The 20,066-nt window shown below is 39.6% G+C and carries 20 protein-coding genes and 1 pseudogene; all 21 read right to left on the bottom strand.

The annotated features are described in order from the left end of the window. Positions 1–299: 299 nt before the first annotated feature. A complete protein-coding gene (locus BMY79_RS10740) occupies positions 300–2,792 on the bottom strand; it encodes a VirB4-like conjugal transfer ATPase, CD1110 family (protein WP_074730947.1) in 2,493 nt (830 codons plus the stop codon). After that, a complete protein-coding gene (locus BMY79_RS10735; RefSeq protein WP_074730946.1) occupies positions 2,749–3,765 on the bottom strand; it encodes a hypothetical protein in 1,017 nt (338 codons plus the stop codon). Before BMY79_RS10735 ends, BMY79_RS10740 begins: the two co-directional genes overlap by 44 nt. A gap of 9 nt (positions 3,766–3,774) precedes the next feature. Next, the gene (locus BMY79_RS10730) at positions 3,775–3,996 is read right to left on the bottom strand and encodes a hypothetical protein (RefSeq protein ID WP_074730945.1); all 222 of its coding nucleotides are present in this window, start codon (positions 3,994–3,996) and stop codon (positions 3,775–3,777) included. Positions 3,997–4,282: 286 nt separating this feature from the next. Continuing rightward, the gene (locus tag BMY79_RS10725; RefSeq protein ID WP_074730944.1) at positions 4,283–5,440 is read right to left on the bottom strand and encodes a hypothetical protein; all 1,158 of its coding nucleotides are present in this window, start codon (positions 5,438–5,440) and stop codon (positions 4,283–4,285) included. A gap of 166 nt (positions 5,441–5,606) precedes the next feature. Then, positions 5,607–5,924, bottom strand: a complete 318-nt coding sequence (locus tag BMY79_RS10720) for a hypothetical protein (protein WP_143065852.1) — start codon at positions 5,922–5,924, stop codon at positions 5,607–5,609. Positions 5,925–5,988: 64 nt separating this feature from the next. Further along, positions 5,989–7,362 (bottom strand): InlB B-repeat-containing protein, encoded by a 1,374-nt coding sequence (locus BMY79_RS10715; protein ID WP_242941502.1) that lies wholly within the window; start codon positions 7,360–7,362, stop codon positions 5,989–5,991. Between the two features lie 310 nt (positions 7,363–7,672). Continuing rightward, positions 7,673–8,440, bottom strand: a complete 768-nt coding sequence (locus BMY79_RS10710; RefSeq protein WP_074730941.1) for a hypothetical protein — start codon at positions 8,438–8,440, stop codon at positions 7,673–7,675. After that, positions 8,430–10,070 carry a hypothetical protein gene (locus tag BMY79_RS10705; protein WP_074730940.1) on the bottom strand — a complete coding sequence of 547 codons (1,641 nt, stop codon included), beginning with the start codon at positions 10,068–10,070 and terminating at the stop codon, positions 8,430–8,432. The genes BMY79_RS10710 and BMY79_RS10705 overlap by 11 nt, the downstream gene beginning before the upstream one ends. 3 nt (positions 10,071–10,073) lie before the next feature. Further along, positions 10,074–10,574 carry a hypothetical protein gene (locus BMY79_RS10700; RefSeq protein WP_074730939.1) on the bottom strand — a complete coding sequence of 167 codons (501 nt, stop codon included), beginning with the start codon at positions 10,572–10,574 and terminating at the stop codon, positions 10,074–10,076. After that, on the bottom strand, positions 10,571–11,809 hold the full coding sequence (locus tag BMY79_RS10695; RefSeq protein WP_074730938.1) for an ATPase, T2SS/T4P/T4SS family: 1,239 nt from the start codon (positions 11,807–11,809) through the stop codon (positions 10,571–10,573). Before BMY79_RS10695 ends, BMY79_RS10700 begins: the two co-directional genes overlap by 4 nt. A gap of 47 nt (positions 11,810–11,856) precedes the next feature. Beyond that, on the bottom strand, positions 11,857–13,665 hold the full coding sequence (locus tag BMY79_RS10690; RefSeq protein ID WP_074730937.1) for a relaxase/mobilization nuclease domain-containing protein: 1,809 nt from the start codon (positions 13,663–13,665) through the stop codon (positions 11,857–11,859). 45 nt (positions 13,666–13,710) lie between these two features. Next, on the bottom strand, positions 13,711–13,971 hold the full coding sequence (locus tag BMY79_RS12215; RefSeq protein ID WP_074730936.1) for a SpoVG family protein: 261 nt from the start codon (positions 13,969–13,971) through the stop codon (positions 13,711–13,713). Between the two features lie 13 nt (positions 13,972–13,984). Further along, positions 13,985–14,350, bottom strand: a complete 366-nt coding sequence (locus BMY79_RS10680; RefSeq protein ID WP_074730935.1) for a SpoVG family protein — start codon at positions 14,348–14,350, stop codon at positions 13,985–13,987. Positions 14,351–14,361: 11 nt separating this feature from the next. Next, on the bottom strand, positions 14,362–15,390 hold the full coding sequence (locus BMY79_RS10675) for a DUF5688 family protein (RefSeq protein ID WP_074730934.1): 1,029 nt from the start codon (positions 15,388–15,390) through the stop codon (positions 14,362–14,364). After that, a complete protein-coding gene (locus BMY79_RS12480) occupies positions 15,383–15,517 on the bottom strand; it encodes a hypothetical protein (RefSeq protein WP_278320628.1) in 135 nt (44 codons plus the stop codon). The genes BMY79_RS10675 and BMY79_RS12480 overlap by 8 nt, the downstream gene beginning before the upstream one ends. A 91-nt stretch (positions 15,518–15,608) precedes the next feature. Then, positions 15,609–16,559, bottom strand: coding sequence for an ArdC-like ssDNA-binding domain-containing protein (locus BMY79_RS10670; RefSeq protein WP_074730933.1), 951 nt, complete (start codon positions 16,557–16,559; stop codon positions 15,609–15,611). Then, positions 16,546–16,884, bottom strand: coding sequence for a hypothetical protein (locus tag BMY79_RS10665; RefSeq protein ID WP_074730932.1), 339 nt, complete (start codon positions 16,882–16,884; stop codon positions 16,546–16,548). The genes BMY79_RS10670 and BMY79_RS10665 overlap by 14 nt, the downstream gene beginning before the upstream one ends. Next, positions 16,877–18,214: a hypothetical protein gene (locus tag BMY79_RS10660; protein ID WP_074730931.1), complete on the bottom strand. Its 1,338-nt coding sequence runs from the start codon at positions 18,212–18,214 to the stop codon at positions 16,877–16,879. The genes BMY79_RS10665 and BMY79_RS10660 overlap by 8 nt, the downstream gene beginning before the upstream one ends. A gap of 630 nt (positions 18,215–18,844) precedes the next feature. Next, entirely contained in the window at positions 18,845–19,030 is a 186-nt protein-coding gene (locus BMY79_RS10655) for a hypothetical protein (RefSeq protein WP_083383557.1), read from the bottom strand. Between the two features lie 15 nt (positions 19,031–19,045). After that, the gene (locus BMY79_RS10650; RefSeq protein ID WP_074730929.1) at positions 19,046–19,381 is read right to left on the bottom strand and encodes a hypothetical protein; all 336 of its coding nucleotides are present in this window, start codon (positions 19,379–19,381) and stop codon (positions 19,046–19,048) included. Between the two features lie 530 nt (positions 19,382–19,911). Next, positions 19,912–20,066 (bottom strand): annotated as a pseudogene (locus BMY79_RS10645) (IS200/IS605 family transposase); the annotation flags it as partial.

Genomic DNA, 20,066 nt, shown 5'->3' with positions numbered 1-20,066 from the left:
AGGTAAACATTATAATGTTGCTCTATCTCACGCTGTAAAAAAGCTAGTACGAGTCATTTATCATCTCGAAAAAACAAATCAGCAATACATTAAAGCATCTTAACTTTTTCTAATTCAATACTCCTTTTTTGAGCACCTACATAGATGCTCTTTTTGTCATGCAGTTTTCAAGGTTCATAGAACTCCAACTGAGTTCAAAATATATCTAAAATGCATTTCTGCACTTTAATCAAAAAATATCATTTTTTAACTTGACTTTTAATAGTTAGTCTTTCTTTGCGAAGACCGTTCCAGATGCATTAAACTCCATAGCCACCTCCATCTGTATTTACAATTCGATAAATCTCACTTTCCGTACTCATCTTCATATCAAATGGAACTGTTACCGCTCCCATGCGAAGTAGCCCGGTTCCTGAATCCGCATTGTCAACGAAATTAAACATTGCCGGACTGATGCTTGGCAAAAACTCCATGAGCTTGTTCTTATCCAGTGTGGACTGACTAAGCAATGCAAAATACTCCGTGTTGGAAAGAATCGCCTGAAGCTTTCCTCCATTTTCATTGTTAAGGAGGTCTGACATATTCTGTGTGATGCCATTTAAGATGCCACTCATCTTACGTATTTCCTTCCACAGCTTTAATACAAAGTTTGCCACCTGTTCCACGCCTAAAAGCTCATGGAACTCATCAATATAAAGATGTGTCCATCTGCCCTTTGTCGCATTTGCCTTGATAGAACTTCTTACCGTTTCCATCATGATAAGCATGGATGTCACACGAAGATTATCCTTAAGGCCTGACAAATCAAACACGATAAAGCGATTGTGTAAGTCCACATTTGTCCTATGATTAAACAAATTCAGTGAACCATTTACAAAGATCTCCATCGCTGCTGCCAAATGAAGTCCTAAATCATTTCCATAATCCTTAAGTCCTTGGTACACATCCTGCAAAGTCGGAGAATATGCTTTTATCTGCTCTTCATTAGAAAGTGATGTTGTATCAAGCATTCCTTTGGTATCTGCTCTAAGATATGCCGGTATCTCATATTCTCCCTTTGCATCTTCAATTCCATTAAGCCTCTTTCTCATAGCAAAGTTCTCGGAATAAACCTTATCAATTACCTTGTCGATAATGCCCTGCTCTTCCGGCAAGATATCTCTTCGAAGGCAACTGGATAAAAGCGTCAATATAAAATCTGCCTTCTCCGCAACAATCTCCTGAAGCCTTCCGTAATCTACACCTTCAAAATCCACATCCATCGGATTTAAGTAGTATTCCTTTGTGCTATCAAAAGATATCACGGTACCATCTACCTCTTTTGCAAGACTTCCATACTCAGACTGTGGATCAATAATGATAATCTGGTCTCCTTCATAATTTACAAAAGTACTGATAATCTCAGACTTGGAAAACACTGACTTTCCGGAACCGGACTGTCCTAAAATAAGTCCGTTATGGTTCTTAAGAAGCTTCTTATCAGCAAATATTACGTTCTGCGAAAGCTGATTGATACCGTAATAAATGCCGTTTTCATCGTTAAGCTCCTGTGTCTTAAACGGCATCAGCATTGCAAGGCAGGAGCTCGACAGATTCACCACCCTCTTAAACTCCTGTATACCAAGTGGCAAAACAGAATTAAGAGCTTCCCTTTGCTTTCCAAAACAGGTTTTAAGCTTTACCGACTTTAAGGAAGCCGCGTTCATAAGCTTCTCCTCAATCTGCGTCAGCTCCTCTTCATCCTTTGTTTGGATATAAATCAACATTGTGCTATTAAAATAATGGTCATCATCTGTATCAAGTTTCTTTGAAAACGCATCTAGCTTATCCTTTTCGTTTAACAGCTTTGCCGAAGCATCCGCAAGATAATCGTTGTTGTTACGATTCCTCTGCTTTTCGTTTTCAATCTTCATTCCGACTGCCATATACTTTCTCGCTATCTCCTGTTTGAAACCGGAAATATCTAAGAGTTCATTGGCTACGGTCACAAAGCTGGTACAGTTCATCTTCGTGAGAGCAGCTATAATATCGCTTTCTAAGCTCTTCGGATACTCATCTACGAAATAGATGCGTCCAATCTGACCGTTAATTGTAAATCCCTCATTTTCGAAACAAATGGAGGCCGGAGAGATGATATTCAACCAGTCATGTCTGCTCTTAAGTTCCCTTTCAAAATCAAACTGATAATGATGGTCAATCCCTGCGTGCATCAGGTTAAATAAAAGCTGCATTCTTTCATTTATTCCAACACTTCTCATTACCGACCCCTGGATACCATTTACTCCGATTCCTATAAAAGCGGAACGGATAGCACTTTCCATAGATGAAAATGTGCTTTTTGCATCCTGCATATCTTCTGCTTTAATCGTGAGCGTAAGATATATGGTCTGATAAAGGCCCTGCTTTGCATCACTCACCTTGTCGGCGATGATTTTGTTATAGGACTTTCGTAGTGGATCATACTTATCACCCTTCAATGGATAGAGAACCTTTTCATGAAAAGCTCTCTCATCGACATGTTCATTGGCTACCGTATAGGAAAACCTACAAGGAATCGCCTTTAAAACCTTTGAAAAATTGATGATGATGCTCTTTTGCTCCTCATCCGTAACGCCTGCAAAATTGATATCACTTAAGGCATACAGTTTGGAAAACTTCTTCCCCGGCAATTCAAATATTCCTGAATCATCAATACTGACAATCGAAATTACATCCTGAACCGAAGTAAGCTCCGCCACTCTCGGTGTATCATTCTGCTTCGTCTGATCGTACTTCGACTTTGGCATCTCCATCCTGTTCACCTCCAATCAATCTCTCTGCTACATTTACTCTTACATTTCGCATCAAGATCTCATCTGTAAGACCAAGACTTAATGCACTTTCCATTACTCTTTTCTGGTTATGAAAGCTCGGAGCAATCAAAACCCCATATTTTAAGAAGACTGAGATCAATGTCTCCTCTACAATCTCTCTCGCATCTTTAGAATCACAAAGAATCGTGATTGATAAGGATAGATTGATATATTCCTCAGACTCATTAACAGAAAGTCTTCTGTTATACTTCTTCTCTAGTTCTCTTTTGAAATTCAGCTTTTCCTCTTCAGACAAAGCATTTAGATCAAAGCTTACATACATCGGGCATCCCAGATTTCTTACATGTGTAAGGATTCCTTCTTCCATATCCTCTGGGAATGCCAATACCGTAAAACTTTCACCAAATAATCTGCCGGCATTAAAGCCTGCAGCATCTTCTGTACAGTCAAAAAAGCATTCCTTCTTCCAATCCTTTTTTGCACGTACAAATGATGCATATGAGAACCGAATATCCTGATAAAAATTTGTAGCTACAAGGTTCATAACCTCATCAACGCTTAACGCATGCATCTGACAAACACCCTGTAACTTGTTTTCATCCTCTGTCATCTTCTGGCGTACTTCCTCATAAATCTCGCCTTCTTCCATAAGTGATAAATGGCAGGTTTCCCTGCCACTTTCACTTAAGGTAAAGGTGATGCGGATCCGCCCAAAAAGACTTCCCGCCGCATCTACCAAACTTTTCCCTGCTCCACTTATCTCAAATACTTTAAGCCATCTGTCTCCCTCAAAACGGAATACTCCGCTTGGGTCAAACGAGATGAGTGCTAAACTTTCTCGGGTTTTTCCACCCGTTGGGATGAGCATTTTGTTTGCTAGTTCGATACGGCGTTTTCTTTCTTTTTCCAATCGTCTTTCTTCTCTGACGATGGCTCTTTCACCTTTGGTCATACGCCCTCCTTATGAATGATTGAACCAGTTGTTAATCAGGTTCGTAAGTTTTTCCTGGAAGTTTGGAAGCAATGTGCCTGTTGCGAAGATGTAAAGAAGTCCCGCGATACCTGCTGCCACTGCGATAATGATGAACATTACAATGAGCTGGTCGCTTGCCTCTTTCTTCTCCATGAATGCCATTTTTGCCTTCATAACTGCCATGTCGATTTTTGAAACCAATTTGTTCATGAACAACTTTCTCCTTTCCTTGTATTTTTGAAGGTGTCGTAAACTCTCTTTTTTACCTTCACAATACATTTGGGGTGGTTTTTTGCTCATTACTAAATCAAATAAAAAAATCTCCGGAAATTTTTTATGTTTCCGAAGATTTCTCATCTATTTTCGTTGTGAAATTGTGATTCAGATGGGTTTTATCTGGTGGATTAGTCTTTTATTCATGGTACCATTCCTACCCCCTAGCCCCCTTCCCATCTCCCAGGGGGAACTCTGTTTTAAATGTTCTCACATATATAAGCTACAGTGTTTCATGTATCAGTAACCAAGCTTCATAAATATTTCCTTGATCATTAATTAAATAGCTAATATTTGTATTATGATCGACCCATTTATATATACCGCTGCTACCATCATGCAATACAAAACGATGACCTGTATTAATGAGTTCCTGCGGTAAATAATATGTAACCCCATTATCCGCTCGGCTAAGATAATTAGTTGGCGTAGTAGTAGATAAACTCATAGGTTTGGTTAATTCCCAAGATGTATTACAGTTAGCTAACTGTGGAAATTCAAATAAAGAAACTGAAAATCCCGGATACTGGGCTTGCAACTGTGCTTTTCTTGCCTCTAATACAGAAGCTGGAACAAGATCTGCTGTCGTTGGGTAAACATGTTGATTTGAGGTCTGGTTAGGTGAATACTCGGCTCTACCTGCAGTATTTTTGCTATTCTTCTTATTATTAGCCGATGTATTAGCCGTATTTCCACTATTATCAGATGCTTTGCCCGAGTTACTATGCTCACCAATATACGTAGCAATTTTTCCCCTAATATCTTTATATTCTTCGACATCCGGAATTGTACTTAGTAACTCATTCATTTTATTGATTGCTTCATTTGAATCTGCTACATTGTTCACTATGGAGTCATAGGTAGCTTGATACTCTTTATTTGTTTTTTCATAAAAAGATTTCATATTAATTGAAGACTTTTTTAGCTTCGCAATCAAACTATTCTTCTTTTTCTTTTTTAAAATAGGATCTTTTTTGACCTCAGCGATTAAATCATCAATCGTACTATTAAAAGACTTTACCTTATCTAAGCTTTTTTCTTTATCACTTATCTCTTCTAGGGCTTTGAACTTTTTTTCATAGTATGTTGATATTTCTTCCTGAACTTTGTTTTTTGTTTCAGTCAAGTATGATTTAACCTCATTATACCTATCTACTAACTGTACTATTTCTTTATCTTGGCACATTCTCTTATAGCTGTCATATTTATCGCTTTTCTTTTTTGAATCGATATACTCGGTATAATACTGATCTATCAACGCTTTCCCAGCTATAATTTTTTTACTTCTTTTATTGCAAATAACAACAGTCACAAGAACAGCAATCAAAACTACTAGTGCAACTGCCCCTGCAATAATTCGATTTCTCATACTTTTCAGCATTATTATTCCCTCCTTTTGCCTCAAATTATTATATTTGAGGCTGAATGAACATTCTATCGAACAAATTATAAACTCTAGTCAAAAAGCCTCAGAAAACATTAGCTTTCTGAGGCTACGAATATAATTTCACAATATTTTGTGAATTGATTTTCCTCCATAGTAGCATCTATCTATGATGCCTCGTTCTTACAATATTAACATCTTGTTGCACTGGTATCTCTCCAACCACTTCAAGATTTGGTATCTTCTCTTGCAACTCCTTAAACATAGATATTGCTTTTTGATTTGATGCGATATCTGAATAATACCTAAGCATCTCCAAATCCATTGTTTTTCCAATAACAGCTTCAAATTCAGTCGCATCCCATCCTTCTCCCAAAACAATAGCTATAGATTTTATGCCATTCATCCTAGAAGAAGGAATACTATTCCAGACTCTTATTGCCTCATCAACAGACTTAATTCCTTCATGTACTTCGCCCATAGAATGAAACTCACTGCATTCATATACCGAAAGAGTAACTAAATCACTCATATAAAACACCCCCTTACTTGTTATAACTACTTCGATCTATACTGGTATGAAACCAAGTAAGCAGACTATACTGACTCGTAAGCTTTTTTCGTGTAATATTCCCAGCGTAATCAGATACTACTATTTCATAATAGCTGGCAGTCCTCTCTGTTCGCTGAATCTCATAATACATATTGAATGCACTATGCGTATTGCTTGATCCGAAGGTTGCTCTTGTCTGATCAGACCAAATAGCCTGCTTATTACCTCCAGTTACGCGGTACAGAATCACACTCTTTAGGCCTGAGCTTACATTTGGATTATTACTACTTCGCCATGTCTCATCATCTATATGCTGGTTGATAATATTGTCCTGGCAATATCCCGAAACATAAGTACCATCCGGCAATACATAAGTAATCTCCGTTCCATCAATTCCCGGCTTTGTAATGTCATACTTTGTAGTTATATACGTAGTCGTAGAATGGCCTACATTATCCGTTGCGACAATTCTCCACGTATGAATACCTTCATCTCGTGGCTGCAAAGTATACATAGCATTATGAACTCCATCTGATACACACCTTCCGGAATCATTAAAAATTTCTATGCCTGCCAAGTCTGAGCCTGTATATGTCGTTCCAAACAGGTAATCTGTCGCTCTAACATTTATCACAGGTGCTACATTTGTCCACTCCGTATTAGTAGTCTCCATTCCATAAAGTACAGGATTACTGTGATCTAGATAGATTGTATCTGATGTTCGAGATGCTGAGTTACCTTCTTTATCTGTTACGGTAAGTCGGTACTTAAACACTCCTTCACTGCTTTCTGTAAGTGTTTTTGAAATCAAAGATTTTGTCCCACTATAGCTCCATGTTCTAAAGGTACTCCACCCTCTAGTTACATACGAATAACGTTCCAACACAATAGATGTAATTCCACTGCCTTCGTCTTGCACTGAAAAGCCTATTGTTCCATTACCTGCACTCCAATAATTAGGAATAGCATAAAAACTTCCGAATGAAGGAGCTGTCTCATCCTTCCAATATGCCTTCATTGTAACCACACCGCCATCCTGATCATGCGTATAGGCACCGCCTGGATTATAATGTCCACCAATACTTGCAATCCAATATTTAAACGTCCATCCGGTTCTTGTCGGCTTTTTCGTCCTAAGCGTCAATGTCACGTCCTGCTTCTTTGTCTGATCAGCTGGAGCACCGGTTCCACCATTGGCATCATAATGAACAGTGTGCTTGGTAGGGCGAATCTTTTTAGCATCAATATAGGTCAAATATCCTCCAGACCTTCTCCAAATACCATTACCCCCATCATAATATCCAAGATTATTCAGTTTGGCCTTTACATCACTTATATTAAGTTCATATCCACCTGCCGAATTCATTGCAGAAATGGCACTCTCCAAAGATGAACCCAGCCTCGGATTACTTGAAGGGATATACGTACTATCCGAAGCACTGCTAAATGTGTGACTGGTACTGTTCCCAAAATCATTAATTGGTCGCAAACAATTTACTGTCAAAACAATAGCATCTTTTGAGGAATCATAAGAGTAATAAAACGTATAGACATTGGTTCCTGATCCACCACCGTCCGTACCACCGGTATCACCAATATCATCCGCAAAAGCTGTGGTCGAAAACGATAACATTAGTCCCAACACTACAACGAGACTAAACAAAAATTTGATAATTCTACGCATTACTATCCTCCTTTCCTCCATCCGTCTTTTCTATGGATACAGATACATACAAGTTCTTTGTTACTACCTGATCTCCATTTTTAAAGCTTACGCTCGCAGAAAAATATTCCGGCAATTTTGTCCCTGTCTCCTTATCTTCGAGCTGATAACATACCTTGCTATCTACAATCTCGCTATAAAGCTCGCCTTTCAATAGATAATCGATTACATCACACTTATTCTCATAAATATATAGATTCTGCCCTGTCATTTTATTTGTCTCATCATCAAATAACACATCATTAAAATCACTGGAAAATCCATATTTCTTTAATAAACTTTGGTATATCTCTTTACCATTAGAGCCTTTGTAATTAATACCTAATACATCTTCAAACGATACCCGTGTGCCTTCTCCGATATCCCCATCACTATCCATAAGTGCATCGTGATAATCTCTGGTATCATCCGCCTGGTTTTTCAGGTCAACATCTGAAACGATATATCTGTCATACTCTGTCTCAGAGCCTTTCTCGGACTCAATGGTGGTTCTCTCCACAAGCTCCACCACAAGTTTGTCAGCATTTTCGTATTCTTTCCAAGCATCATCAGAGATAACTTCTACCTTTTCCTTTAAAATTGCAGGTTGAACGGAACCTTTCCCATCTGTAACTTCATCTTTAACATGCTTGTCGATAACACAAACCCTAACAATTAACGCCAAAACAACTGTGATTGCTAAGACCACTAGAAACATCATAAAAATCGAATTATTCTTCATCGTAAGTTCCTCCTTCTGAACTAAGTAACGGTACAAACCGTCCATCTTGTACTAAACCAAATCTTTTAATATACGCATTTCTGCTTCTGTAATCCTCCATAGCCTGAGGCATATTCGCTGTGGCAAAGTATGCTTCATCCACTACACGCTTGTTTTCATCCAGACATTGAAGCGTAAAATACATATTTCCAATAAACGGTGCAGTTCCCGGCTGATACATAGGTATCTGCGGAATAAATCCCGTCGGCTGAATCTGCATGAGATTTTCTGATGTCTTAGCCTGCTGCCCTTCATCCCTATCTTTAAAATGATTCTCATCCCTAAAGAACTGAATCTCCTCAATAAGATGTGACATGTCTTGTTTTGCTTTTTCATCTACGATATGATGCTCCACAATAAGCCTCAGATTATCCAAATAACCGCCTACTTCGTTTGAAATGATATCTTCAACAACTTCACGTTTACTCTTACTTTGAACCATGTCATATGATGCCATGATCTCCATATACTGCTCTGCAATAGGCAGTGCCCTGTAATAATCCTTGTGCTTCTCAGCCTCCAGCCTCATAACCTCACTTACCAGTCTGTTGTAATACCTCTTAAAAGCGAGATATTCTGCTACTGTGAGCGTTGTTCCGATATGATTTTCAAAACACTTTGATACGAAATTGAAATACATCTGCATGCCAAGTTTTTCTTCCTCCGAAAAGGCGTGTAATTCAAATTCATCAGACAATATATCCGTAGTCATAAACTGCAGAAAATCATCCGTAATCTCTGTAAGTTCAATCAAGCTCCCATCCTTGTTGTCATAAATCTTATTCTTAAGATTTTTAGACAAGCCAAAGTAGACATTTTCACGCTTCTTTATAAGGCTGTAGCATTCAAAATCCTTACAAACCAATACTTCAGTTGGAGCAAGCGATTTCTCATAATAAGGAATCTCCTTACATCTTGTTCCTGCCCCTTCCTTTTCCGCATCTTTTAGCCGTTCATCAATTTCCCGCTTTTCCTTACCGGACGAAATAAATTTCTGAATACGCTCAGTAACTGTAACTTTTGTTTCAGAATCAACCTTCTTTTCTTTAGGCTTCTCCTGATTTATTTCTTCATCTGCGAAATCAAAATCCTTCTCAGGTAGCTCCAATGACTTCGGCATCCGCTCTATCTTCTGCTCAACATAAGAAATTACAGTCTGTAAGGCTTCGATGAATGCTTCATTCTTCTTCGCTGTCTTTTCGATACGCTCTTTCTGATAATCATCAGCTGTCAGCATATGTGTTTTTGAAAGCCTGAGAATATTAGTCGTTTTATCAATATTGGCTTTGCACTCCTTAATAAGATCCCGGTAACTCTTGGCATCAAATTCCGTAAGCTCCGCTTCAAGAAGAATCTTTAACTTTATATAGGCCACACTGCTTTTTGTAATATCCTCAATGTCTGCTCCGCCCTGCTTTGCAAAAATGCTGTTATAAGATTCAAGCTGCTTTTTTAGCTCACTATCAGGCAACCTATGTTGCATAATCAAAAGCGTTTCTGCTTCCTTGTTCGAATACGCCTCTCCAGGAATTGCATTGATAATCTGCACCATTTCAGGAAGCATCTGTCGTAAAATCGTTTCTTCTCTCATGTACTACCTCCCAAATATCAATCCTGCTATCATGGCAATAATGACTATGGAAAATCCCGGAACCACTGCTATGGAGCTATTCTTTGTAAGCTTCCTCTTTTTTATCAGAGCCTCAACAACCCCAATTAAAAACGATGTGAATAGTGCCACAACCATTCCGATTAGTTCTGCAACTATATAAAGTCCGATTCCGCACTCCGGTCTTATCTGCGTCATGAAGGACATAAATACCACCCCATATAAAAGAAAGATATCGCTGTCTCCATCACCCCATATCCCGGTTATACGGAATAGCAGATAAGCCATAATATGAATTACAAGGATAATCCCTATCATCACGGCCTTTTCCGATGAAGCTACTCCAACCATCATCCAAAGCGGAATAAGTAAATAGCACGGAAATACATAAATCATTCGTTCTCTTAAATCCGTAGTCAGGCACATCAACATAAACGCTGCAGTAATTACCGCTGATACAATAAGTGCTATCTCCTGCATTATCATTTCTGCTCCTTTCTATACACTTCACTAAAAATAAGCTTGCCTGCCTTAGCATCCCATCCATCAATCTCCACAATCTCATCAATTGAGAATCGACTCATATGGATCAGCACAAACGGCATAGCTGAAAGCATTTCCTCTAACGTTTCCATTGGATAATCACTGACATACCTTGCACACTGCACAAGTCTTCTAACGCTTGTTCTGGCATCATTACTATGAATGGTCCCAAAAAATCTTGCTCCGGTACTCATGGCAGTGGTAAACACATGGAGTGCTTCTCCACCTTTAATCTCGCCAATAACGAAATTATCTATGTCTTGCAAAAGTCCAAGTCTAAGCTCATCTTCCAAAGTATAATCCGTCACCACATCATTCTTACGAACCGTCATAGTGTGCTCGAACTGTATCTGAGGATGCACATTGGAATAAAGCTCATCTGACTCCTGAGAAACTAGCACCGACTCATCAAAAGGAATCCAATCCAGCATGTTATTAAGAAGAGTTGACTTACCGGAGCCACCTCGACCGGATATTAAAAATCCATACCCAGAAAGAATCCTATCCTTCAAGTACTCCATAGCTGAATCATCCAACATCCCATTTTCCTTCAGATACTCCCAAGAAAGCTTTTCCTTAGGCATCTTACGAATATGCAGGTTATTAATCTCGGTGGATGTTATGCAAGATAGCTGCACATCAATTCTTAAATAGAACTCATCCACGCCTTTTCTATCCGTGCAATGATTTAAGGCATATTCTTCCGTCTTTCCTAATCTGTGAATACGAAGGATTCTGTCATACCAGGTGCGATAATCCTCCTCAGAATAAAAGCTGATATCCGTCAAGTATCGCTGTCCATTTGCTTTCACAACAATATGGTCATAGGCTAAGATCTTGATATCAGACACTTCCTTTGAGAGAATCAATGACGTCAGCACATAATACCCAAATACCGCTTCACAAAACATATCCAATAATTGTTTTCTGGTTGTCTCAGGCATATTAGGCTGTACTCTGCTTAAGTAATCACTTGCACGGTTCATGATCATTAAAAAATCCTGCTCCGTTCCGGTGATACACTTGGTCACAAGTGCTGGATTCAGATCACATACATTCGCCTTTAGAGATAGAAAGAGCTTCGACAGTTTTTCCACCTGATAATTTGAATCCACATGATAAATGGCAGACTCATCTTTAAGCCTGCCATCACTTGCCGGCTTGTAATTTAAATGCATTTTTTCTCACCTCCTGTAATACATTTGGGGTGGAAAAATGCTCATTACTAAACTCGCCGTACATTTTCTATAATATTTTTTCTGGAAATCTCACATTTTTTAATGTGATGCTCTGTCTGAATTTCGTGAATTCTTTTGTTAAACTCTTTCTCCGACATCGAGAGAGAAGAAATATCCGCTCCTTCATGTCCTTCCTTATCAATTACGGTAAGCACTGTTTCAACTGTTGGCTTCCCATCCTTCATTGCCGGTCTTGTTACAACCCGGATTTTTACATCGCCCTTTTCAGGGATGATGTATTTCATATCACTCGCATAAATACCAAACTGCCTTGCTTCATATACTGCGTTACTATGTCCCACGGCATGAAAGAATGAAAAATCATCAGAGACGGCCTTTAGCTTTCCATTGTCTATAAAGCCTTTAATTGCTTTATATTGTGCATTTAATTCCTTATCTTGAGCCTTTAGGTATTCGTACTTTGTATTTAGTTCAAAAACAAGCTCTGCGACTTCATCAACACTCTTTCCATAGCCAACTTCAAGACGATGACAAAGCTCTTTATATTTCTCAAAGTCATCTTTAAATTCGCTATAGCCATATACATCATAAAGACAGGCACGAACCATGTACTGCTTCATTTCCTGATAGATGCTGATAATCGGCTTGTATTCCTTCATAAGACCACGAACCTCTTTACGTTCCACAGAAATCTGTTGTCTATATTCGATTATCTTCTTAAGGGCTGTACTAGACTGATCTGTACCACCGGAATAATGTCTTACAAGCTTATACACATATCCTACGTTCTTAAGCTCGTCAGCCATTTTCTGCATCTGCCAATTGTCCCATCTGGCTTCGCTCCACGGATTTCTGCCAAGGCGTAAAAGATGCACCGCCTCAACCTTTTCTTCCTTTGTCATATCTTCATATGCCTTCATCTTCTTAGGCACTATATTGACCATCTCTTCTGGCATAACAGATGCATAATAATCACCTGCTACCACCGGTTTAAACGGATCATATTTTGAATCCAGCCTTTTCTTAATTGCTGATATAGAATAATTATCACCAAGTTGCCCACTTCGCAGTGCAAATGGCATCTCATCCGATTGAAGCGTAATGTTTCTTCCTACATTTACCGTAAGACCTTCATTTCTTAGATAAGCTACAAAAGCGTCAAATTCATCCGTTTGTTCAATTGCTATATCAACCAGATTTCTTAGCATTATCTTTCTTTGAGGAAAGGTCAGCGGATCCTTAGTTTTTTCCTTTCTCCAAGCCTCATTTGGTGTAAAGCCATATTTTTCTGCAAGGTTATTAACTTCTACTTCCATGACCTGACGCATAAACATCTTGTCCATATGAATCTTCTTTCCGTCTAACCCCACCGTGTTGATAATGAAATGGATATGTAGATTCTCCGTGTTTGTATGAACGGCATATACAACCTGATTTTCGGGAAACACTTTCTCCATCAGCTCGTTTAATAGCTCCATCAGTTTTCCTGCATTCCTTGGATCAGATTCAGAAGCATCGAGTGAAACTATTCCATGTGTCGCCACTCTGCCATCCAGCTTTCCATAAAACTGTTTTACCTGCATCATTTCATCTGTTGCATGGCTAATATCAGTTATGTGCCTACACCCAACATAAAGGCCTGCTGCCGTTTTCACCTCATTCGTAACGTAAGTAAGCTCATTTCCCAGCTGGCTTTCACTTGTGATATTAAGTGGTATTCCCGTCTTTTCCGGGTTCTCAATATAATCAATCGAATCCGATATCTGTGAAGCAGCACTTCTTGTCCCACCACCAGCTTTCACATTCCATACCTTAACAACAATTCCTTTTGCCATAGGCTCCTCCTAAAAAAGGACCGCCCAAACGGACGGTCCCAACTGTTATGCCAGCTTTTCATACTGTGATAAAACCTGCATGGTAATATCTTCTCTTAAGGTCTGTGCCATAGGGAAACAAATATCTTTATATTCGCCATTCTGGGTCTCTCTCGAAGGGAAACCTACAAAAAGCTGTCCATCATCCTTACGCTCCAAAACCCTGATTCCGCATACCACAAAATCTCCATCGAGTGTGATACTTCCATATGCCTTACAGCTATCCGAGGAATCAGCCTTTTTGAGTCTAACTTCTGTTACCTGCATAAAGCATTCCTCCTTATCTGCCCTTTCCGCGCTTCGGAGTAGGTTTTGCTTCGCTCGCGCCCTCTGTCTGGGTCGCTTCCTGTGAAGCCTCCTGGGCCTGATTCTGCTCCTGCGCCTGCTTTTCCACCTGAACCTTATATTCATCAAGAATTGCTCCTGTAATATGTGCATATAAATCCTTGCTAAGTGGGAAAGCTAAATCCTCATAGGTTCCATCCGCCTTTGCTCTGGAAGGGAAGGCCACAAAATTGTAGCCATTCTTATCCTCCATAACTCTTACCCCACGAACTGCAAATGCACCATCAAGTGCAAAGCTACCGATTGCCTTTACCGCATTGTCGGTATTGATTAAATTAAGTCTTACTTCTGATACCTGCATAACACTGCCTCCTATCTGTGTGTATGACGAGGACGGCTACCCTCAGTTGCCGGTTCTACTGACAGGTTCTCTGCGCCTGCTGCCTTCTTAAGTTCCTCCATCGTTGTATCCGCAAGAGATAAGGTTCTCTTGGCTGCATCAAAACGATATACATGATCTGAAAGCTGCTCTTCTTCAGAAACCTGAGTTCCATTGACCTCTCTTACCATCTCTGACAAAGCCTCCGGTGTTCCCATTTCCGTACTTACCGCAATTACTTCATGCACAGATGAAGGCAAAATATAAAGGTCAGTTCCAACCTTCTTAGAAAGCTCGGAAAGTGCATCCTCATAAAACATAGAAGCTGCTCCATTGACTTTTGCTGCATTAGAGATAACATACATCTGCTGTGTAGGAGGCATTTCCTCAAACATCACATCAGCCATCTCTGCAGGCATACCGTCTTTTCCAAACATCTCTCTCATGACTTCGTTCATGGACTGGATGGTAATAGGAAGAATCTCCTTGGTATTTGCCACTGCAAGCTCATGAAGTTCATCTGCGGTTACTCCCCACATAGCCATATGCTCATTGCGAATTGTGATAGTAGCAGTTCCTTCGCTGTCACGTCCGAGCATTACCTTATAGATCAAAGACAAGTCTTCTATCTCATGATGAGGAACCTGCGAAAGCAACTTTGCGTTACGCTCTGTATTCACAGCAACCATAACCACATTGTTCTTTACAAAATCAAAGTCCTGGAACTTCTCTGCAACGTTGCTAAATTCCTCCGGAGCTTTGATATGTTCAACCACCGTATGAGTAATCTGATCTAACACCTCGTCTAAATCCTTACCCTCTTCGTACTGCTTAAAGTACCCATCGAGATAAATGTTCGGAGCAATGTTGCTATCCTCCGGAGTTACGGTAATCCCATGAAGCACAAGACCATTGTTCTTTTCAACTTCATGTGAGCGGATCTGTGCGCCCTGGTACTCTTCCGGTAATCGCTCCGGAATTGTCATCTTCACATAGTCCTGAAATTCAGAAAAATTAAGCATGTTTCTTCTCCTTTCTATCCTTATTTTTCTTTGCAGCAATAAGTGTGTCGTATGCTAAAACTGCTGCTCTGTTGTTAGCATTCTTTTCGTAGTCAACGACTACATTCTTGTTGGTTACATAACCCATAAGTTTTTCCTCCTTATATTTTTTATTGGATTTGTTCCTACACATTACATTTGGGGTGGTTTTAAGCTCATTACTAAACCGACCTGAAAATTTATCTACTTTTTTTCTTAGGATGGACCTGCTCATTAGCTTCAACCTGAACTTCCATCTCTTGCTTTGTTTCATATTCAGCAAGTTTTTCATCAATCTTCGTTACCAAATCATTTGCCGTATTCTTTATAAGCTCCAGATTCTCCTTGAGTTCTGACACTTCCCGATCTTTGCTCCAACCGGTAATGTAACCAAAACTGTAATCACCAGTATCAAGCCCAAGCATCCCGGCAACCCAAAATGCTGTACTCTCTGCTTGAATTTCCTTGCTCTGCTTATCCCATTTGTCATCTTTACCTCCATGTCCATAAGTTGCATGAGATATTTCATGAAGCATCGTTTTTATTGTCTGTAGCTCAGGCATTCCATCTTGAACTACAATCCTCATTTCTGTTGGAGAATAGAAACCATTCGCAGAACCTGGCACCTCTTCAAACGTGATAGGAACCGGACTGATTGAAATAAGAACCTCTTTTAGTTTTTCATAATCCTCAACTCCGCCCTCCAATCTGGAAGCCAGCGTCGGTAACGGTTCCCCTTCCGTCTGCGAAAGATCAAAGACATAGCATGGACGAAATGATTTATATTCCCTCGTTACTTTTTCTGTAGTCTGAGTCCCATCATCGTTTAATACAGGCTGATTCTTCTCATCAAACTTTGGTTCTTCTACTTCTACCTTTCCTTTTATAGGAGCAAAAATCATGATTCCGGATTCACCCTTTAATACATTCCTATTAAACTCATTCCACTTTTTGTATCCGCATACGTAGCTTGCGTGCGGACATTGTGATGCAATAAGGATGCAGTTATTGATGCTGTAATTTGGAAACTTTGACATTACTGATATATACTCAGCCCATTTCCCACTCTCATAGATTTCCTTTGTTCCGTTCATCAGGCGTTCCTGAATCTCACTCATTTTTTCTTCACGGTTTGACTTATTCTTTTTCACTCTTATCACCTCCTCCCAACTTCTGGTCCATTGGACCAGAAGTGATATTAAGTGCAGACCTTAAATCTTTAATGGCCTCATGCACATATAAAACATCTCCTGCATCCATACCTTCCTTTAGGCATATATGACGAAGGTGCAAATCTATATCTGAAAGCTTCGATATAAGATTTCTTTGTTTCACCACATCCGGGATTTTCTTTCTTTCTCCGGACATCAAATAACAAAAAAACTGCGACCTATTCATTCCAAGCTCATTCCTCAGCATGTCGAATTTCGCCACCTCTTCATCCGACAAAGAAAGATGTACCTTTTTATTACTCATCTGCCTTCACCTCCGTCTCCGCAAAATCATTCATCGCCAAGCTCTCATCTATAGCAACATGAATATCCACATCGCCATCTGCTTCATGCACAAAACTAGGCACTTCTATTTGAGGCGTATTTAACTCACCGCCATCCTGAATCAACTTCTGGTCCATTGGACCAGAAGTAATCATCTGACATGCCATACATGTCGCATTCCCCTGGTCATACTTCAAAAGAAGATTTCTGAAGGCTCGTATCTCCTCCACCGGCACCAATTTGAAATGACACATTTTTCCGCGATATTTAGCCACAGCCTGCCAATCCCCACAAAGAAGTTCTTGCACTGTCCTGCGTTTGATATGTGCCTCACTCGCTGACATGGCCTGTTTCAAGAATGCTCGAATTGTTCTATAGTTCCTTTCTCCCGGCTGTTCCAGGATTCGAATAACGTAATTAGCATTAATGCCGTAATCCCCTGCATATGTAAGAAGCTCCTCCATCTCAGGATCATCATGGAAATACCAAAGCGCATATGTAGAAAGCTTGGTCTGGTTATCCATCTCTTCATTTGCAAGTAAAAGTGCAATCGCTTTCTCTCTGTCGGATTTTTGCTTTACATTCTCAAATTGTGGATTCGCCTCTTTCTTGCCAAAAAACTTTTTGTACACACCGCTATCCTTGAACTGATTACATACATGTTGGATAACGTTCTTTTCTGTAAGCTCTTTCTTCACTTCAACCTTTGTCTCATATAAGCTGGCAGATTCCCTTTTCACATCTTTGTCAGCGCATTCATTAAAGATATCCCGTGCCAGCACTTCCACTGGATTAGAAACCAACGTTCCCGGAACCAATATCTTCTTATTCATTTCAGTAAAGATAGATTCGCAAAGAACCTGCTGTATCTTCTTCTGTAACCCAGCAATCTCCTCATCCTTCTTTTTCAAGTCTGCCTGTAGCTTTTTGTTCTTGTTATTCGCAGCATTCAGTTTCTTGTTCATTTCTTCAAATTGGGGAGAGTTTGCCGATGTAACAGAGGGAATTGAATCTTCTGGTTTACCTTTCTTTTCAGCGATATAAACATCCAAGTTTAATTGGGATATCACTGACATAAGCTCTTGCGCCAGACCTCCACAATCAAGGCTAAATGTTTCATCTTCAAATGAGATGTACATCAATTTCCCATCCCGGGCTGTTTTTAAATGATCGGAGATAGTACTTGCGCCCTTCTTTTTAGACTGCAAGTATTTCGTTACATCCTGAGAACTGCGTTTTCCTTTTGATACATATGAATAGAAATCCATGTATGTATCCAGCGTGCCCAATAGTTTCCTTGTTCTACCCATGATTCTTTCCTCCCTTCGGGTAATCCTTTGTATTACATTTGGGGTGGTTTTGAGCTCATTACTAAATGGACATTAAAAAAGCAGGTATCAAAGAACACTTTCTTCAATACCTGCATCTTCGGATTATCTGAAATATCCACCGTTTCGGATAATCTCTGCTTTAAAAATCATATTCATTTTTCTTGCTTATCAAACTAAGGGGTTCGGTTAATCCGAGCCAGCAAAATCAACGGTTTCGGATATTCCACAGAAAATTCGGTTCTTCCGTGGGGCATTCTATAGAGTGATTAACAGGATACGCCTAAAGTTACAACCCTTTAGGCAGAAATTTCCGTGCTCCTATGTCGCCCGCTTTAGGGTATCCCTATCTAATCCCTAACACATTTTCTCTGATATCAGTCTGACATCAGCAAATGATATCACTTAGACATCACCCACTTCTGGTCCAATGGACCAGAAGCTAATAAACCATCTCCAATAATCTCTCATATGTTGACTGCAGGGACCCGTGGCTGTGCAAGAAGGCATAAAGAAAGGCCCCGACTCTCAAAGCAATTTGCCCTAAGAAATCGGAGCCTTCCGGCAGGAATAGCCTAGCACAGCCGTAACCTACAGTAAACATATGTAATTTTAGTCTTCATCATCAAAGGTGCTTCCAAATGAACTATTGTTATCAACAATATGCATCTCACCGGATTCCATATCCATTGCCATTCCTCCGCCCATATCCTGCATCATATGGCCTTGTATATCCATCATCATACCACCGCCCATATCCATACAGAAATCTCCGTCCGTATAATCAAATCTGTCCATAATCATCTACCTCCGTTAATTTAATTGAAAAATCCCATGACCATCACAAGTTCTTTGAACTTGATAGAGGCAATCATCAATCCAGAATGTAATCTTATCCGCGGCCTCATCATTCGTAGCAATATTAGTACATGTTAAATTGCTAATTGCATTTGTTCCACCACAATTTTTCGGAAGAATATGATGGATATTCCAACCACAATATATTGCTTCTCCATCCTCTTTAATAAAGAAGTTTGGGTTACCATATCCATCTCTACACATTAAATATCCATGGAAATCCTCTGCAAATCTTGCATCACCGTAATTTTTCTCCCACAACTTGAATGCATTCTTCTTGTTAATCTTCATATGCTCACCTCCAAACCTGACCCAAAATAAAAAAGCCTGTACACTATGTATGCACAGACTAACGGGTCAGACTTCAGACTTTACACACATAGTTAATAAAGTGCTTTGAATCCAAAACACTCTAATAAAAATATGTGTAAAGCTTCGAAACAATAACTTACGCACCGAAGGTTTATCATTACTTTCTCCGGAAATCAACTAGAATGAAAGTCCCCAGATAGTTTCGTAAGGTTTACATTATACACAATACCATTATATCTTTACTTCCGACAGCATATTAGACTTAGTCTATGCATGACCTCTAGTAAATACACCACGGACTACTTCATAACATGTACCATCGGAGATAATAATGATCTTTACGCTATCGATTATACTCTGTTTTAAAATATGTCGCAATCAGCACCACCGGCTTAGCCGGTGGTTTGCTCTTGCCCTATAAGGGCATATTACCGGCACTGAGTCTAAAGACTCGTCGAAAGGTTCGCCAGCCGCAACATCATTTCCCTACTGAGCCCCATGGGCTCTTTTTATTTGTTTTGCTTTACCGGCTCACCCGTAAACGGGTCTACATATTCCTTCAGTGTCATTTGATCATATTCTAAATCTTCTTTTAACTGATTCTGAATATACTCTTGAATTTTCTTCGCATTTTTTCCTACAGTGTCTACATAATATCCTCTGC

Source organism: Lachnobacterium bovis (genome assembly GCF_900111325.1).
GTDB lineage: Bacteria > Bacillota > Clostridia > Lachnospirales > Lachnospiraceae > Roseburia > Roseburia bovis_A.
The sequence above is the reverse complement of the archived record's forward strand: the minus strand, read 5'-3'. Positions and strand labels throughout refer to the sequence as shown.

Coding starts and splice junctions, on each gene's coding strand:
- BMY79_RS10740 (WP_074730947.1), bottom strand. CDS start 2,792: ATGGAGATGCCAAAGTCGAAGTACGATCAGACGAAGCAGAATGATACA.
- BMY79_RS12215 (WP_074730936.1), bottom strand. CDS start 13,971: ATGCAGGTAACAGAAGTTAGACTCAAAAAGGCTGATTCCTCGGATAGC.
- BMY79_RS10690 (WP_074730937.1), bottom strand. CDS start 13,665: ATGGCAAAAGGAATTGTTGTTAAGGTATGGAATGTGAAAGCTGGTGGT.
- BMY79_RS10705 (WP_074730940.1), bottom strand. CDS start 10,070: ATGAGAGAAGAAACGATTTTACGACAGATGCTTCCTGAAATGGTGCAG.
- BMY79_RS10680 (WP_074730935.1), bottom strand. CDS start 14,350: ATGCAGGTATCAGAAGTAAGACTTAATTTAATCAATACCGACAATGCG.
- BMY79_RS10660 (WP_074730931.1), bottom strand. CDS start 18,214: ATGGGTAGAACAAGGAAACTATTGGGCACGCTGGATACATACATGGAT.
- BMY79_RS10695 (WP_074730938.1), bottom strand. CDS start 11,809: ATGCATTTAAATTACAAGCCGGCAAGTGATGGCAGGCTTAAAGATGAG.
- BMY79_RS10725 (WP_074730944.1), bottom strand. CDS start 5,440: ATGCTGAAAAGTATGAGAAATCGAATTATTGCAGGGGCAGTTGCACTA.
- BMY79_RS10650 (WP_074730929.1), bottom strand. CDS start 19,381: ATGAAGATTAACAAGAAGAATGCATTCAAGTTGTGGGAGAAAAATTAC.
- BMY79_RS10735 (WP_074730946.1), bottom strand. CDS start 3,765: ATGACCAAAGGTGAAAGAGCCATCGTCAGAGAAGAAAGACGATTGGAA.
- BMY79_RS10655 (WP_083383557.1), bottom strand. CDS start 19,030: ATGGACAGATTTGATTATACGGACGGAGATTTCTGTATGGATATGGGC.
- BMY79_RS10715 (WP_242941502.1), bottom strand. CDS start 7,362: ATGAATTCGGCAGGTGGATATGAACTTAATATAAGTGATGTAAAGGCC.
- BMY79_RS10665 (WP_074730932.1), bottom strand. CDS start 16,884: ATGAGTAATAAAAAGGTACATCTTTCTTTGTCGGATGAAGAGGTGGCG.
- BMY79_RS10700 (WP_074730939.1), bottom strand. CDS start 10,574: ATGATAATGCAGGAGATAGCACTTATTGTATCAGCGGTAATTACTGCA.
- BMY79_RS10730 (WP_074730945.1), bottom strand. CDS start 3,996: ATGAACAAATTGGTTTCAAAAATCGACATGGCAGTTATGAAGGCAAAA.
- BMY79_RS10710 (WP_074730941.1), bottom strand. CDS start 8,440: ATGAAGAATAATTCGATTTTTATGATGTTTCTAGTGGTCTTAGCAATC.
- BMY79_RS12480 (WP_278320628.1), bottom strand. CDS start 15,517: ATGGGTTATGTAACCAACAAGAATGTAGTCGTTGACTACGAAAAGAAT.
- BMY79_RS10720 (WP_143065852.1), bottom strand. CDS start 5,924: ATGGGCGAAGTACATGAAGGAATTAAGTCTGTTGATGAGGCAATAAGA.
- BMY79_RS10675 (WP_074730934.1), bottom strand. CDS start 15,390: ATGCTTAATTTTTCTGAATTTCAGGACTATGTGAAGATGACAATTCCG.